The organism is Pseudomonas alvandae (assembly GCF_019141525.1).
GTDB classification, from domain to species: domain Bacteria; phylum Pseudomonadota; class Gammaproteobacteria; order Pseudomonadales; family Pseudomonadaceae; genus Aquipseudomonas; species Aquipseudomonas alvandae.
The window spans coordinates 3,618,629-3,634,411 of the sequence record NZ_CP077080.1; the positions used below are offsets into that span (position 1 = coordinate 3,618,629).

At 61.4% G+C, this 15,783-nt stretch carries 16 protein-coding genes; 10 read left to right on the plus strand and 6 right to left on the minus strand.

Annotation, left to right across the window (positions count from 1 at the left end; all coding sequences use genetic code 11):
* Positions 1-74 precede the first annotated feature (74 nt).
* Positions 75-998, minus strand: coding sequence for a LysR family transcriptional regulator (locus KSS97_RS16080; RefSeq protein ID WP_217859599.1), 924 nt, complete (start codon positions 996-998; stop codon positions 75-77).
* A gap of 116 nt (positions 999-1,114) precedes the next feature.
* On the opposite strand from KSS97_RS16080, the gene KSS97_RS16085 reads away from it, so the two are divergent.
* The 3 genes from KSS97_RS16085 to KSS97_RS16095 all read left to right on the plus strand — a co-directional run bounded on the left by KSS97_RS16085 (position 1,115) and on the right by KSS97_RS16095 (position 6,182).
* The gene (locus KSS97_RS16085) at positions 1,115-2,110 is read left to right on the plus strand and encodes an aldo/keto reductase (protein ID WP_217859600.1); all 996 of its coding nucleotides are present in this window, start codon (positions 1,115-1,117) and stop codon (positions 2,108-2,110) included.
* Positions 2,111-2,472: 362 nt separating this feature from the next.
* Positions 2,473-3,882: a putrescine-ornithine antiporter gene (potE, locus tag KSS97_RS16090; RefSeq protein WP_217859601.1), complete on the plus strand. Its 1,410-nt coding sequence runs from the start codon at positions 2,473-2,475 to the stop codon at positions 3,880-3,882.
* Positions 3,879-6,182 carry an Orn/Lys/Arg family decarboxylase gene (locus KSS97_RS16095; protein ID WP_217859602.1) on the plus strand — a complete coding sequence of 768 codons (2,304 nt, stop codon included), beginning with the start codon at positions 3,879-3,881 and terminating at the stop codon, positions 6,180-6,182. The genes potE and KSS97_RS16095 overlap by 4 nt, the downstream gene beginning before the upstream one ends.
* Before the next feature lie 16 nt (positions 6,183-6,198).
* On the opposite strand, the gene KSS97_RS16100 is transcribed toward KSS97_RS16095, so the two are convergent.
* Positions 6,199-6,894, minus strand: coding sequence for a tRNA (adenine(22)-N(1))-methyltransferase (locus KSS97_RS16100; RefSeq protein ID WP_217862006.1), 696 nt, complete (start codon positions 6,892-6,894; stop codon positions 6,199-6,201).
* 49 nt (positions 6,895-6,943) lie between these two features.
* The gene (locus KSS97_RS16105; RefSeq protein WP_217859603.1) at positions 6,944-7,855 is read right to left on the minus strand and encodes a LysR family transcriptional regulator; all 912 of its coding nucleotides are present in this window, start codon (positions 7,853-7,855) and stop codon (positions 6,944-6,946) included.
* A gap of 95 nt (positions 7,856-7,950) precedes the next feature.
* Between KSS97_RS16105 and KSS97_RS16110 the strand changes: the two genes are divergently transcribed.
* The 3 genes from KSS97_RS16110 to KSS97_RS16120 all read left to right on the plus strand — a co-directional run bounded on the left by KSS97_RS16110 (position 7,951) and on the right by KSS97_RS16120 (position 10,201).
* Positions 7,951-8,394 (plus strand): ester cyclase, encoded by a 444-nt coding sequence (locus KSS97_RS16110; protein ID WP_030140599.1) that lies wholly within the window; start codon positions 7,951-7,953, stop codon positions 8,392-8,394.
* A gap of 28 nt (positions 8,395-8,422) precedes the next feature.
* Positions 8,423-9,343 carry an NADP-dependent oxidoreductase gene (locus KSS97_RS16115; protein ID WP_217859604.1) on the plus strand — a complete coding sequence of 307 codons (921 nt, stop codon included), beginning with the start codon at positions 8,423-8,425 and terminating at the stop codon, positions 9,341-9,343.
* Positions 9,344-9,460: 117 nt separating this feature from the next.
* A complete protein-coding gene (locus KSS97_RS16120; protein ID WP_438269638.1) occupies positions 9,461-10,201 on the plus strand; it encodes a substrate-binding periplasmic protein in 741 nt (246 codons plus the stop codon).
* A 12-nt stretch (positions 10,202-10,213) separates the two neighbouring features.
* Here the strand turns inward: KSS97_RS16120 and KSS97_RS16125 are convergent, their stop codons facing one another.
* Positions 10,214-10,672, minus strand: a complete 459-nt coding sequence (locus KSS97_RS16125) for a winged helix-turn-helix transcriptional regulator (protein ID WP_217862008.1) — start codon at positions 10,670-10,672, stop codon at positions 10,214-10,216.
* 205 nt (positions 10,673-10,877) lie between these two features.
* On the opposite strand from KSS97_RS16125, the gene KSS97_RS16130 reads away from it, so the two are divergent.
* The 3 genes from KSS97_RS16130 (at position 10,878) to KSS97_RS16140 (ending at position 13,222) form a co-directional block, all read left to right on the plus strand.
* On the plus strand, positions 10,878-12,074 hold the full coding sequence (locus KSS97_RS16130) for an MFS transporter (protein ID WP_217859606.1): 1,197 nt from the start codon (positions 10,878-10,880) through the stop codon (positions 12,072-12,074).
* A 75-nt stretch (positions 12,075-12,149) separates the two neighbouring features.
* On the plus strand, positions 12,150-12,851 hold the full coding sequence (locus KSS97_RS16135) for an SEL1-like repeat protein (protein WP_217859607.1): 702 nt from the start codon (positions 12,150-12,152) through the stop codon (positions 12,849-12,851).
* Positions 12,852-12,949: 98 nt separating this feature from the next.
* Positions 12,950-13,222, plus strand: a complete 273-nt coding sequence (locus KSS97_RS16140; RefSeq protein WP_198796796.1) for a YceK/YidQ family lipoprotein — start codon at positions 12,950-12,952, stop codon at positions 13,220-13,222.
* Between the two features lie 134 nt (positions 13,223-13,356).
* Here KSS97_RS16140 and KSS97_RS16145 read toward each other — a convergent pair whose 3' ends face one another.
* Positions 13,357-14,211 (minus strand): LysR family transcriptional regulator, encoded by an 855-nt coding sequence (locus tag KSS97_RS16145; protein ID WP_198796795.1) that lies wholly within the window; start codon positions 14,209-14,211, stop codon positions 13,357-13,359.
* A gap of 74 nt (positions 14,212-14,285) precedes the next feature.
* Between KSS97_RS16145 and KSS97_RS16150 the strand changes: the two genes are divergently transcribed.
* Positions 14,286-15,257 (plus strand): DMT family transporter, encoded by a 972-nt coding sequence (locus tag KSS97_RS16150; RefSeq protein WP_217859608.1) that lies wholly within the window; start codon positions 14,286-14,288, stop codon positions 15,255-15,257.
* Here the strand turns inward: KSS97_RS16150 and KSS97_RS16155 are convergent.
* Positions 15,221-15,775 carry a DUF488 domain-containing protein gene (locus KSS97_RS16155; RefSeq protein WP_030140591.1) on the minus strand — a complete coding sequence of 185 codons (555 nt, stop codon included), beginning with the start codon at positions 15,773-15,775 and terminating at the stop codon, positions 15,221-15,223. The two genes, KSS97_RS16150 and KSS97_RS16155, sit on opposite strands and share 37 nt — an antisense overlap.
* Positions 15,776-15,783 lie beyond the last annotated feature (8 nt).

The window sequence follows — 15,783 nt, forward strand, 5'->3', positions numbered from 1 at the left end:
GCACCCTACAAAATAGCCCCTCAGGCCAGCTTCGCCAGTTTTGGATCCCATCAGCGCAGCGCCCGTTTCAAACATCACACTTTCTCCATCAACTCGCCTTGCTCGGCCGCCACGCCATGCAGCAACTCGATGACCCAGTCGATGAACACCCGCACCCTGGGCGACAGCTGTCGATGGGGCGGATAAACCATCGAAATCGGCCAGGACGGCACGGGATGATCGCTCAACACTTGCACCAATCGCCCTTCGGCCAACTGCCGCTGGACGTGGTAACGCGGCGCCTGGATCAAGCCGAAGCCGGCTTCACATGCCGCCACATAGGCATCGGCATTGTTGAGGATCAGATCTCCCGGCAGCTGCATCTCGCGAACCCGCCCCGCCACCTCGAATTCGAACGGAAAGAACCGCCCATTGCCGGACGCAAAGGCGATCGCGCTATGGGCCGACAGTTCCTCCAACCGTCGGGGCGTGCCTGAGCGAGCCAGGTAGCCAGGGCTGGCACACGTCACCTGGTGCAATCGCACGACCGGTCGCGCCACCAGCGCCTGATCCGTGATATTCCCGGCCCGGATGGCGCAATCGACGCCCTCGCGTTGCAGGTGTACCTGCCGGTCGTGGAAACCGATGTCCAGCTGGAGCTGCGGATAACGTCGATAGAAATCCGGCAGGTTCGGCACGATCCAGGTGCAACCGAAGGCGATGGGCATGTCCACGCGCAACGTGCCACGGGGTTGGCTGCGTTGCGCCGAAAGCGAGGTTTCGAGGTCGTCCAGTTCATCCAGCAACTGGCCGCAGCGCTGGTAATAGGCTTCGCCATCGAGGGTGGCGCGCACTTGCCGTGTGGTGCGCTGCAACAGTTGCACGCCCAAGTGGCTTTCCAATTGCTGGATCAACAGGCTGACGGTGGCGCGAGGCAGCCCCAGGTCGTCGGCCGCCTTGCCAAACCCGCCCAGTTCGACGATGCGCCGGAACACCTGCATTGCCTGTAATCGGTCCATCGATGCCTTCCACTGTTTAGAAATTACGAATAGTTAAACCAAAAATCGCGGGTTTATCCAGAAACTCCCTTGCTTGAGACTGCGCTGGTCGTTCAATCCCAAGGAGTCAAATCATCATGATCACCCGCCAACTCGGCCATCAGGGCCCACACGTCAGCGCGATCGGCCTGGGCTGCATGGGCATGTCGGATTTCTACACCACCGGTACCGACGAGCGAGAATCGATCGCCACCCTCCACCGCGCCGTGGAGCTGGGCGTGACGCTGTTCGACACAGCGGACATGTACGGACCGCACACCAACGAAGAGCTGCTCGGACGGGCCCTGCGCGGTAAACGTGAAGGGATCTATCTGGCGAGCAAGTTCGGCCTGGTGCGCAGCGACGATCCCCATGCTCGGGGCGTCAACGGTCACCCCGAGTACGTCCGCCAATCCATCGAAGGCAGCCTCAAGCGCCTCGGCACCGATTACCTCGATCTGTACTACCAGCACCGCATCGACCCGCAGGTGCCGGTGGAGGAAACAATCGGTGCCATGGCTGAGCTGGTCAAGGCCGGCAAGGTCCGCCACATCGGCATCTCGGAAGCCAGCGCAGAAACCATCCAGCGAGCCCACGCGGTGCATCCGTTGGCGGCGGTGCAAAGCGAATACTCGTTGTGGTCCAGGGAGCCGGAACACAACGGCGTGCTCGAAACCTGCCGGCGGCTGGGGATCGCTTTTGTCGCCTACAGCCCTTTGGGACGCGGCTTCCTGACTGGCGAGCTGAAAACCCCCGAGGATTTTGCCGCTGATGATTATCGGCGCTTCAACCCGCGTTTCCAGGCCGATAATTTCTATCGCAACCTCGAGCTGGTCGAACGCGTCCGGGCCATGGCCGAGCAGAAGCAAATCAGCGCCGCGCAACTGGCTCTGGGTTGGGTCCTGGCCCAGGGGAACAACGTCATCCCGATCCCGGGCACCAAGCAGCGTCGATACCTGGAAAGCAACGTCGCCGCCGCCAGCGTTTTCCTGAGCAGCGATGACTTGAACCAGTTGGACGCCATTTTCGGCCCTGAAGGCGCCGTGGCCGGCGAGCGCTACAGTGCCGAGGTGATGACCTTGCTTGATGGCTGATCAACGCTGGCCTGCAGGAACTTCCCCTGTGGCGAGGGGATTTATCCCCGCTGGGTTGCGAAGCGGCCCTAAAACAGTGAACTCAATCTTGCTGGCACACCGAGTTGCCTGGTTTGGGGGCTGCTGCGCAGCCCAGCGGGTCGGTGCGACGTTTCGCTAAATCCCCTCGCCACGGACGAAGTTCATTGCGCGACAGCACAGCGTCGAAGCCCCGGCGGGGACTCCTCGCCAAAGGCTGCTTAGCTACATCGAGTTCATCCCGCAGCGCTAACGAGAGTCAGATCCTGATACGACTCATTCTTGCTTACTGAGAATCCTCTGCTATGACTTAACCGGTCACTTCAAGTCTGTGAGGCAAGGGAATGTCAGCCGCCAAGAAAATGAGCGTGGGGCAGCTGACCATGCTGACCGCCGTCAACATGCTGGGCTCGGGCATTGTCCTGTTGCCCACCAAACTCGCCGAAGTCGGCGGTATTTCGATCCTGTCCTGGCTCATCACCGCCACGGGCTCGCTGGCACTGGCCTATGCGTTCGCCCGCTGCGGCATGCTCAGCCGCAAGACCGGCGGCATGGGCGGCTACGCCGAATACACCTTCGGCAAATCCGGCAACTACATCACCAACTACACCTATGGCCTTTCGCTGCTGATTGCCAACGTGGCGATCAGCATCACCGCCGTCGGTTATATCCAGACGCTGTTCGGAATAAAGCTCGACTCGGTCCAGGTTGGCCTGGCCACCATCGCGCTGTTGTGGCTGACCACCTTCGCCAATTTCGGTGGCGCACGCATTACCGGCAAGATCGGCGCCGTCACCGTATGGGGCGTGATTGCCCCGGTAGTGCTGGTCTCGACCGTCGGTTGGTTCTGGTTCGACAGCAGCGTCTACGCGGCCGGGTGGAACCCCCACGACAAGACCTGGTACGAAGCGGCCGGCGCGTCGGTGGCGATCACCCTCTGGGCGTTCCTCGGGCTGGAGTCGGCGTGCGCCAACGGTGACGCGGTGGAAAATCCCGAGAAGAACGTGCCGATCGCCGTCCTGGGCGGGACGCTCGGCGCTGCGGTGATCTACATCGTTTCGACCAACGTCATCGCCGGCATCGTCGACAACGCCGAGCTGGTCTCCTCCACCGCACCGTTCGGCCTGGTGTTCGCCAAGATGTTCACGCCCCTGGTGGGCAACATCGTCATGGGCCTGATGGTGCTGGCGTGCGTTGGCTCACTCCTGGGCTGGCAATTCACCGTCGCCCAGGTTTTCAAAAGTTCGGCGGACACCGGCTACTTCCTGCCGATCTTCGCCAAGGCCAACAAGCACGGTGTGCCGATCATCAGCATGTTGATCCTGCTGGCGATGCAGACCGCGATGGCGCTGCTGACCATCAGCCCCGACCTCGCCAAGCAGTTCGACACCCTGGTCAACCTCGCCGTGGTCACCAACCTTGTGCCGTACATTCTTTCCATGGCGACGCTGGTGACCTTGCAGAAGGTTTCCAATGTGCCGGCGAACAAGGCCCTGGTGACCAACATCGTCGCGGGCATTGCCGCGGCCTACAGCTACCTGGCGCTCTACAGCTCGGGCGAACAAGCGTTGATGCTCGGCGGCGTCGCGGTCATCGTCGGCTACACGCTGTTCGGCTACGTCAACACCCGCCTGATTCGCCTGGAAGCCATGAACAACAGCGTACCGACCCAGACCGTCGCGGCGCAGCACATCGTTGGCGAGGCGATTCCCGTCAACCACTTGAAGCCGGCTAACCCGGAGGCACTGCCATGACGGAACATCGAAATCTATTGGGCATGCTGGCCTTGCTCGTTTCCAACGCACCCGACAAGCGCAGCGTATTCGGCCGGGCCCTGCTCCAGTTGATCAGCGACGTGGAAGAACGCGCCGTCAACGTGCTGACCTCGGAAACCCTGAGCGACGCCAAGTCGATCCTCAGTTCCGACCCGGCGATCCAGTGCGTGTTGATCAGTTGGGAAATGGACACCAGCGACGACCACCGTGAATGCATCGACCTGCTCACGACGCTGCGCGAGCGCAACACCCGTGTGCCGGTGTTCCTGATCAGCGATCGCAGCACTGCATCCAACGTGCCGCTGATCGTCATGCAGCACGCCGACGACTTCATCTGGCTGCCCGAAGACACCAGCCGCTTCCTGAGCGGACGGATCCTCGCGGCCATCGAGCGCTATCGCCAGGCGGTGTTGCCGCCGATGTTCGGCGCCCTGCTGAAATTCGCCCGCAACTACGAGTATTCGTGGCATACACCGGGCCACGCCGGCGGCACGGCGTTCCTGAAAAGCACCGCTGGCCGGGCGTTCTATGAATTCTTCGGGGAAAACCTGCTCCGCTCGGACCTGTCGATCTCCGTCGGCGAGCTGGGTTCGCTGCTCGACCACAGCGGCCCCATCGGCCAGGGCGAGCGTTATGCCGCCAAGGTGTTTGGCGCCCATCGCACCTACTACGTGACTAACGGCTCGTCGATGTCCAACCGGGTCATCCTGATGGCCAGCGTGACGCGGGACCAGATCGCCTTGTGTGATCGCAACTGCCACAAGTCCGCCGAACATGCGATGACGCTGTCCGGGGCGATTCCGACCTACTTGGTGCCGACCCGCAACCGCTACGGCATCATCGGCCCGATCCTGCCGCAGACCTTGAGCGCCGAGGGCGTGAAGGCGGCCATCGCGAGCAATCCGCTGGTCAGGAGCCACATCGACCCGACGCCGGTGCACGCGATCATCACCAACTCCACTTATGACGGCCTGACCTACAACGTGACGCGCGTCGAGGAGCTGCTGGGCGAAAGCGTCGATCGGCTGCATTTCGACGAAGCCTGGTACGGCTACGCGCGGTTCAATCCGCTGTACAAGGATCGCTTTGCCATGCACGGCAGCCCGGACGATCACGACCCGTCGAAACCGACCGTGTTCGCCACCCAGTCCACCCATAAATTGCTGGCCGCGCTGTCCCAGGCTTCGATGATTCATGTGCGCAACGGCCGCAACGCAATTCCCCATGGGCGCTTCAACGAGTCGTTCATGATGCACGCCTCGACGTCACCGAACTATGCGATCATGGCCTCGTGCGACGTCAGCTCGGCGATGATGGAGGCGCCCAGCGGACAGATCCTCACCAGTGAATCGATCGAGGAAGCCGTCGCCTTCCGCCAGGTCATTTCCCACATGCAGAGCGAGATGCACAGCCAGGACGATTGGTTCTTCTCCTGCTGGCAGCCTCCATCCATCAGGGTGGACGGACAGCCGCTGCCCTTTCACAAGGTCGACCCGGCCCGGCTCAGGACCGACCCGACTTGCTGGGTGCTGCACCCCAATGAGATCTGGCACGGCTTCGGTGACATCGAAGACGGCTATTGCATGCTCGATCCGATCAAGGTCTCGATCCTCACCCCCGGGATGGGCGAAGACGGCAACCTGCTGGATTTCGGTATTCCTGCGTATGTACTCAGTGCCTACCTGGGCACCCAGGGCATCGTGGTGGAGAAAACCACGGATTTCACCATCCTGTTCCTGTTTTCCATCGGCATCACCAAAGGCAAATGGGGCACGTTGGTCAACGCCCTGCTCGACTTCAAGCGTGACTACGATGCCAACCTGGAACTGGAGCTGTGCCTGCCCGACCTGTTGAGCGCCAACCAGCAGCGCTACGCGGGGATGGGCCTCAAGGACCTGGCCGAAGAAATCTTCACCGCGATGAAAAAAATCAAGACCACCGCGGCGATGGCCAAGGCGTTCGGTACGCTGCCCAAGGCACAGTTCAGCCCGGTGCAAGCGTACGAAAAACTGGTCAGGAACGACGTCGAACTGGTGACACTGGACGAGGCTGCCGGGAGGATCGCGGCAACGGGTGTCGTGCCCTATCCGCCGGGGATTCCCCTGTTGATGCCAGGCGAAAACGCCGGCCTCCTGGACGGGCCAGTGCTGAACTACCTCAAGGCGCTGGAGACCTTCGACCGGTCATTCCCGGGGTTCACCCATGACACCCACGGGATCGAGAACGATTCGGGCACCTATCGGATGCTGGTGCTGAAACAAGGTTCGACGCTACAGTGAGGTCAATCCCGCCGGCCTAGGCCAGCAGCTCGGTGATCCACCGGACCTGCCGGGCAATCTCCTGCGTCTTCCCCTCGGGCACGGCTTGCTGCGCCCGGGCAAAACTCGCCAAGGTCTTCTGCTTCAGGCGCAGCATGCGTTGCCACTTCGCCAGGAATACCGGGCTGCGGGCTTGCAGTTGCAACGGACCGAAGTACAGCTCCTCGGCGCTGTACTTCACGGGCCCGTCGCGCTCGGCAACGATGATTTCGTAGTAGAAGCGGTTCTCCCGCAGCACGTCCTCATGCAGGATGCGGTAGCCGTTGTCCATCAACCACTGGCGCAGCGGTTGTTCGCCGCCGTTGGGCTGCAGGATCAGGCGTTCCCGACCACTGAGGCGAGCCTTGCCGACGGCGAGGATGTCGCGAATCGTCTCGCCGCCCATGCCGCACAGACTGATCGCCGTAATCCCATCGGCCGGCTCGATCGCCGCCAGGCCGTTGGCCAGGCGCACGGTAACCCGCTCCTCCAGGCCGCTTTCACGCACGGTGCGCTCGGCCGAACGGAACGGCGTCAACGCCACCTCCCCGGCCACCGCCGCCGTGATCACGCCACGCTTGATAAGCGCCACCGGCAAGTAGCCATGGTCCGAGCCGATATCGGCCAGGCGCGCCCCTGTCGGCACCAGCTCCGCCACACGCTCCAGGCGCATGGACAATGTCTGTTCGTTCAAACGTCCCATCCCTCTTTCATCATCTTGGGGCTTTTGCCCTGGCGAGGTTTCACACTGTATCGGCGACAGACGCAATCAAGCCCCGGAACCACCGCTGCGCCGGATGCGTGTCGCTGCGCCTGTGCCAGATCAGGTCGAATTGCATGTGCGGCAGCACAACGGGCGGAGCAAACATCACCAACTTGCTGCTGCCCGATGCGCCTGTCGCCACGCGCTTCAGGACCGTTGCCGTAAAACGGCTGCGGGCAATCAACGCGGGAACGGCAAACATCTGCGGCAGGGTCAACGCCAGCGCTCGCCGCTCACCCAGTTGCGCCAGGGCATGATCCACGACGCCGTGCAGTTCGCCTTCGGGAGAAACCAGGACGTGGCGCAGCGACAGGTACGCTTGCAGGGTCATGCCACGTCGTGCGACCGGATGATCATTGGCGACGATGGTCACGAACTCGTCCGTGAGCAGCATGCGCCCGAGAATTCTGGCATCGGCGTGGGTAGGCGGCACGCCGATGGCCGCGTCGATCATGCCGGCGTCGAGCAAATCCACCGCATGGTCCCGGTCGTTGAACGCATGGACATTCAGCGATACCCCTGGGGCCTGTTCGGAGAGTGCCTCCATCAACGGCGGCAACAGCACGTAGGCCGGGTAATCGGACAACCCGAGCTTGAAGACCATCGACGCTTTCCCGGGATCGAACTCCGGCCGGCTGATCAAGGTTGTTTCCAGCTGCCGCAGCGCTTGGGAGATCGGCTCCGCCAACTCACGGGCCCGCGGCGTTGGCAGCAGGCCATCGGCGCTGCGGGCAAAAAGCGAATCGCCCAAGAGCGTGCGCAGCCGACCCAGGGCGGCGCTCATCGCCGGTTGACTCACGCCTACCCGAGCGGCCGCGCGCGTGACATTGCGCTCGTTCATCAGCGCATCGAAGGCCACGAGCAGATTCAGATCGATCCCGTGAAAATCCATAAATCAAATAATCATCTATATCGTTTATTTGTTAGACGGATTGTAGCCCGCGACCGGACAATTTCGCCATCGAACCCAACCGCCGCGAGAACATCATGCAAGCGAATCCTGACCTGACTGAACAATTGAAGCGTGAACGCGCAGCCGTCGAGACACTGTATCGAGCCTTCAACGAACAGAATCCCGATCTGGTAGACGATGTGCTCTCGCCCCAGTGGGATGACATTCCCCTCGCCCCCGGCCAGGTGCCTGGCCCTGAAGGCATCAAGCCAATCATCCGCAGCTTCGTCCAAGCCTTCCCGGATGTCCGGATCACCGTCCACGACATGGTCCAGGAACCCGGAAAAATCGGCGTGCGCGCGGAAATTACCGGGACCCATCAAGGCGAGTTTTTCGGCATCGCGGCCACCGGCACGAAGGTCGGTTTCCGCATCCATGAATTCCACGTGCTGGATAACGCCAAGCTGACCACGACCTGGCACATGGAAGACTGGTTCGGCCTGTTTCTCCAACTCGGTCAATTTCCTGCACAAGCCTGATAACACGCGGATTAAGGGGAGTCTCTTGATGAAAAACGCTTTGATTAAAACCTTCGGCAGCCCGGATGTCGTCGAGGAAGGTGAACGTACGTTGCCTGCGATTCAACCTCACGAGGTCGTGGTCCGCGTCGAAGCGGCCAGCGTCAACCCGCTGGATGTGAAGATTATTGCCGGATACATGCAAGCTATCTTTCCAGTCGATTTGCCTTACGTGCCGGGTACGGATTTCAGCGGTGTGGTCGAGTCCGTCGGCGAACAGGTGAGCGACCTCCAGCCGGGCGACCGCGTGGTGGGCCGGACCGCGCCGAGTGCCGGTGGAGCATTCGCCAGGGCGCTGGTCATCGCCGCCTCGGAACTTTGTCTCATCCCACCACAGATGAGTTTCGAGCAGGCCGCCGCCCTGCCCACTGCCTACGGCACGGCGGCGCTGGCATTGTTCGAGGTCGGCCGGCTGCGACGCAACCAGCGCGTATTGATTCACGCCGGTGCCGGTGGCGTCGGCAGCATGGCCGTGCAACTGGCCCACCTTGCGGGCTGCCATGTGATAGCGACAGCGTCTGCAAAAAACATCGAGCGGGTGAAAAGCCTGGGCGCCGATGAGGTCATTGACTACAGGACCCAGAGCCTCGAACACGTGCGTGATATTGACCTGGTACTCGATACCCTCGGAGACGACACCCTCGAAGCCTCCTGGCATGTGTTGGGCGCCGGAGGCCGGATCGCCTCGCTGGTGGACTTCGACATAACGTCCCGGGACGAGCATGCCGGCGAGTTCGTATTCTTCTCGACCGCAGTGCCGTTCCTGCCCAAGGCGATCGAACAATTCCAGGCCGGCGACCTGCAGGTCCTTATAGATTCGACGTTCCCGCTGGCCGAGGCACGTGGGGCCGTGGAAAAAGTGGCCACCGCGCATGCTTGCGGCAAGGTGCTGATTCGTCCGGGCTTTTAAGAGGTTGTTCGCATAACGCTGCTGCGACAGTCGTCAGGCACGTGTTTGGGTCTATGCTTGTCTTGGGTTCGCTCAGGAAGAGCGAACCGCCCATCAGGAGAACACGTGAAGCATTCGATGCCTGCCGCAGCGCTGCTCTGTCTGTTGCTCGGCCCTGCGACCGCACATGAGCAATATCAGGTCGTCACCGAGGAATGGGCGCCCTACAACTATGTCGAGCACGATCAGCTCACGGGCATGACCACGGAAATCGTCCGGGCCATCATGGCGCTGACCGGGGATAAATTCGAAGTGCTGTTGCAACCCAGCATGCGCGCCACGCAGATACTGAAAAACCGCCCCAAGACCATCATGTATTCGTTATTCCGCACGCCGGAGCGCGAGCCTTTGTACAAGTGGGTCGGACCGATCGTGGAAGAATCCATCCATGCCTACCAGTTGGCCAGCGCACCGCCGATCAATTCCCTGGAACAGTTGCTGCACGCCCCGCAGATCACCACCCGACATGCAGGCCTGGTGCCGCAGACGCTGCAGTCGCTGGGGTTCAACAACCTGGACAAAAGCGCAACCGAGAGCAAGCTGCTCTACCGCATGCTGCTCGCCGGACGAACCAGCATCATCGTCGGCGACACGGCTGCAGGGGTGGCTTATTACAGCCGGCAATTGGAGATTCCCCCGGGCACCCTGAGGCAGATTCCCATCGAGCTCTACCGCTCGTCCTTGTACATCGCCTTCAGCACCGACAGTGACGATGAATTGATCGCCGCATGGAATCGCGCACTGGAGCAGCTACGCCGGTCCGGCGAGTTGTCCCGCATCCAGCGGCGCTATGAACAACAACCTGCCCAGCCAGAATAGGCCGGCGCGCATTCATGACTCGCTGACGATACGTCTCACCCTGTGGCAATCCCCGGGCTGCACGACCTGGCCGATCGATGAGCGAACCTCCATCGGCATCAGCGGCTGCCCTGACGCGTTGTCCAGCAGTACCGACCTTGTCTCTTCTTCGGCGAACAGAAACCGCTCGCCCCACTGCCTCAAGCTGATCACGATCGGAAAGACCTGCTGGCCTTTTTCCGTGAGGACATATTCCTTGTAGGCGCTTCCGTCCGATGCCGGTTGTACCTGGAATACGCCGGCCTCGACCAGGGCCTTGAGGCGCGAGGCGAGGATGTTCTTGGCGACGCCGAGGCTTTTCTGGAATTCGCTGAAGCGGCGGATGCCGTCGAAGGCGTCGCGGATGATCATCAGAGACCAGCGGTCGCCGATGATGTCCAGTGTTCGGGCTACCGGGCATTCGTTATTCGTTGATGGAGCGTGTCCTGACATCGTGTTGACCTGTTTGAGTTCTTGTAGGAGCGAGCCTGCTCGCGAAGAGGCCTGTACATCCAGCACCTTCATCGAAAATGACACCGCGTTCGCGAGCAGGCTCGCTCCCACAGGGAACGGCGGTGTAGATAATCTGGTTGCAATTAAAAACCTAATCGCGCAAAAATAAAACAGGTTTCTAATTGCAACCGGATCAAGGAGCACCATGACCGCCTACACCCACCTCCCCCAAGGCCTGTCACCCCGCCTGACGTTCCTCTTCTCGATCACCTGCGCCCTGGCCGTCGCCAACGTGTATTTCGCTCAACCACTCCTCGCTTCAATGGCAGAAAGCCTCGACGTCGCCCCCGCCTCGATCGGCAGCGTAGTAACCGCCACGCAGCTCGGATACGCCTTGGGATTGCTCTCCATCGTCCCGCTGGGCGACCGGATCGACGGCAAACGGTTGATCCTCACTCTGGTTACGTTATCGGTGATTGCCCTGGCGGGCGTCGGCGCATCACAGCATTGGCTGGTCCTGCTGGGTGCCATGATCGTCACGGGTTTGCTGGCCGTGGTCGTCCAGGTGCTCGTCGCCTATGCCGCCACGCTGGCTGCCCCAGCCCAACGTGGGCAGGCGGTCGGAACGCTCACCAGCGCGATTGTGCTGGGCATTCTCCTGGCACGGTTCATCTCTGGATTGATTGCCGACCTGGCAGGTTGGCGGGCGGTTTATCTGGTGTCGTCGGGACTGATGCTGGTCATCGCGGCGGTGTTCTGGAAAGTGGCGCCCACCGTCGTGTCATCCCCTGACCGACAGTCTTACCCGGCATTGATCCGCTCGTTGTTCCAACTGTTCATGACCGAACCGCTCTTGCGGATCAGGGGCCTGTTCGCCCTGCTGATCTTCGCCGCGTTTTCCGTACTGTGGACCGCCATGGTCCTGCCGCTGAGCGCCCCGCCGCTGTCGCTTTCCCACACCGCCATCGGCCTGTTTGGCCTGGCCGGCGTTGTGGGGGCGCTGGCGGCTCGACGTGCCGGGCGCTGGGCCGATCGAGGGTTCGGACAACGCGTCACCGGCCTGTCGCTGGCGCTCCTGGTGCTCGCATGGCTGCCCATCTCATTCGCCGAAAGCTCCCTGATCGCCCTGGTCTGCGGCGTGGTCCTGCTCGACTTCGCCGTGCAAGCCGTGCACGTCACCAACCAGAGCCTCCTTTTCGCCGCACGCCCCGACGCGCAAAGCCGCATGGTCGGTGCCTACATGTGCTTCTACTCGATGGGCAGCGCCCTCGGAGCCGTCGCCGCGACCCAGGTCTATGCGCTCTGGGGCTGGGTCGCGGTCAGTTGGCTGGGTGGGTTGATCAGTGCGGTGGCGTTGTTGCTTTGGTGCGCTTCGACTCGTCTGGCAGCGTGCGGCGAATAAAAAACGGTATGAACAATTGGCCATACGGTAATCTTCACCGCCAATTTCAGTGTTGATCCAAGGAGCCCTCGATCAATGTCGCTTAGTTTTCGCAGCTACGCCCTGCTGACGTGCCTGTTGTCTGAGCTGTGCATGGCCAAGACGTTGCCTATAGACCCACGCGGTGAAACGCTTTATCAGCAGGCCGTCCCATATCTAGTAGAAGCGAACAGCAAGCTCGAGGCAGTTACAGCCGAGACGCCAACTACCGGAGCGCAGGAAAAGGAGCGCTCCCTGAACCTGGCCGGAGAAGCTGGGTTATTGCTCAAGCACGCAATGCCCCTCCTGGAACAAGCAGCAGCCCTTGATCATCCGGTCGCCCAATATCGTCTCGGGCTGATTTACGTGATGCTTTCTCCAAGCGAAGTGATAAAAGAAAAAGCCTGCCCTCTGTTTGAACAAAGCCTCGCTCAAGGCTTCGCTCCGCCGGCTTTGGAAATCTCATCCTGGTGCATCGCATTTACCGAAACGCCCGAGTACCAGGCTGCATTGCAAGCCATGGAAACCAGCATTCCGCTCTACGAACAATACTTTCCGCAGCCTGTCGTCAGGCTTGAATGCAGGAAAGAGGAACCTGTGGGATTCGCCATGCAATGGGGCAGCGGTCGTGACTTCCAGGCGGAGATCTATCGAATACAGGGAAACATCAACCGCGCTCGACGCTTGGAGTATTACCAGAAAGCCATCGACGTCAACGACTGCTACAGGGCCAAGAAGCGCATGGAGATTTTTAAATAGTCGCAGGCGCGATGAGACTGCAAAGCACATTGTTCGATCTAGATGCAGGTCCGCCTGGTACAAATGCTACAGTCGCGCACCAACAACGAGGGAACGCCATGCGCATCATTGGAACAGCTCTGACCATCGCACTGCTGACAGGATGCGCGACGGCCAACGAAACCTTTGGCAACGGGGGGCTCTGCGGCGTCCAACCTTACTGCGGGGTGTACTTCGATTACCAGATCCTCAAGGAAGCGGTGACGGAGGATAACGCGACGTACGCCAGTGCGTTTGCGCCGTTGGCGGCCATCGACCTGCCCCTGAGTTTCGTCGCCGATACGCTGATCCTGCCCTACACCATTTTTCAGATAAGGCCGTCCGAAGAATAAACCCCGCGTCCACGGCCTGCGCCGCCTAGGCGTTGAAACGCTGCTCCAGCTCCTCGCCATGATCGACCCAAATTGTATGGGCGCGAAACGTTCGGTCGCCTGCCCCTCTCCGCCAGGAAATACCCGACCTCTGCCTACAGCCGAAAACGCTGTTGCATGGCCTCGCCAAGCAGATCAATCGCTTCTTCCGCGTATGACGTTTCGGATCGCATGAACACCACTTTGTGGTCGGCAATCACCGGCAGGCCATCAAGGATGCGCATGTTTTCGGTCACACGGGCGCGGTCGATCAGGCTGATCGCCAACCCGGCCTCGACACAGGCCTTGATGGCTTGGTTGGACGGGCTTTCCAGGACGATGCGCAAACGCCGGCCACTGTCCTTGAGCGCTTGCATCATCGCCTGGCGATACGGGCATTGGGTGGCATGCACCGCGAGCGCGAGCGGCGCTGTCGAGCTGGCTGTCGTGTGGATTGCCCCGACCCAAACGGGCGTCGTGGTAGTCAGGACCTGTGCGCCTGTCGAAGGCTGGTCCATCGGCTGGGTGAGCACGGCCGCGTGGAGCTTGCCGCGCTGCACCTGTTCGCGCAGGGCGTAGCTGGGTGCCGTCTTGAGTTCCAGGATCACGTTGGGCCAGGCAGCCGTGAAGGTCGGAAGGATGTCGCGGATGACATGGTCGGCGTATTCGTCCGGCACGCCCAAACTGATGCGCCCCGCCAGCCGTGTGCCTTGGAGGTCAGCCAGCACCCGGTCGTGGGTCGCGAGCAGCTCGGTGGTGGAAACGAGCAAACGCCTGCCCAGCGCAGTCAGGGCGACTGATTGATTGTCCCGGTCAAGCAGACGACCGCCGGCGACCGCTTCCAGGCGCTGGATGTGCACGCTCACCGCCGCCGGGCTTTTATGCAGCTGTTGCGCTGCCGCGCTGAACTTGCCGATTCGCGCAACCGCATGAAAGGTCCGGATCAGTTCGATATCCAGTATGGCTGTCATGATTCAATCTTCGTGAACGAGTACTGCAGGAAATTTTGATTTATTAGATTAGTCGGCTTTCGTAGCTTGTGACCATGAACTCGCCCAAATCGATCACTTGCGCCTCGTCCCCCAGTTGCTGCTGGCTGATCCCTTTGCCGCTACTCGAAGCGGCGTTGCTGGTGGCGTGGAGCTCCGGCTTCGTCGGTGCGCGATTCTCCATCGATTACGCGCCGCCGTTGCTCGTGGTGTTCTGGCGCTGCGTCCTGGTCACGCTCTTGCTGTTCCCATTTGTCGCCAGGCAACTGCGGCAGACTTCATGGGTCGCGCTGCTGAAAAATGCCGGTATCGGCTTGCTGGCCATGGCCGGCTATCTCGCCGGCATTACCCAAGGCATTGCCCTGGGCGTGCCGGCGGGGCTGGCGGCCTTGTTCGCCGACTTGTTGCCGTTGGGCCTCGCGCTGCTGGCCGCCGGTGTGCTCGGCCAACGTCTGACGTCGCGGATCTGGGCTGGCTTGCTCGTCGGCGTGGCCGGCGTCGCCCTCGGCACCCATGGCGCATTGGCGTGGGGCAGCGCGCCCTTGTGGGTTTACGGCCTGCCGTTGCTGGGCATGCTGTCGCTCGCCGCCGCGACGCTGTGGCAAAAGCAACTCCCGGCCTCGCAGTCCATGGACCTGTTGCCCAACCTCTGGCTGCAATGCTGCGTCTCGGGCCTGGCGTTCGCCCTGATCGAAGGCATGCAGGGCGGCCTGGCGCCGATAGCCAATACCGGGTTCGTATTGAGCGTCTTATGGACGGCGGGGTTGTCGACGATGGGCGGATACGGGCTCTACTGGTTGTGCCTGCGCCGAGCCTCGGCGACCCGTGTCGCCAGCATCCTGTACCTGAGTCCGCCCATTACGATGCTTTGGGCCTGGGCAATGTTCGATGAACCATTGTCATGGCAGATGGCGCTGGGGATGGCGCTGTCTGCGGTCGGGATCTGGCTGGTCGTGCGCGAGGAAACGCGTGACGCGCGACGTAAACAACCTCACGGAACGGCTGCCGGGTCGGAGACTGCCGGATAGGTCAGTTTCAGTCCGGACCGCCGTGCCGCCGGATTCAAGACCGCTTGGGTCGCCTTGTCTTTGTCCATGATATGGAAGACGTCGACGTCGCGAAGCAACAGGTAGTCGGTAATGATCCGGCGATGACAGCGCCACCAGACCGCTTCCGCGCACATGATGGCGCACCGTCGCGTCCGGCTGAGCGCCCGGAGGCGATCCAGGCCCGCCTCGAATTCGTCCGACAACGCGTAATCCGCGTAATTATGGAAGCTACGGTTTTCCCAGAATCCATTGACGTCATCGGGAACCGTCACGGACTTTTTTCGCAAGCCGCCCAGCTCTCGGATCTGCTCATGCTGCAACCCGAGGGGCGCCAGCAATCCAGGCAGCGTATCGAGGTTGTATTGAGGATTGGTCCGCGACCTTGGAACCGTCCTGACGTCGACGATCATCTCGACCTCGAAGCTTCTTACGATCTCCACGAATTGCTCGAGCGTCCGGGTCGAGTGACCGATCGTGTACAGGCTGGTTCTTTCCATGGGGGATC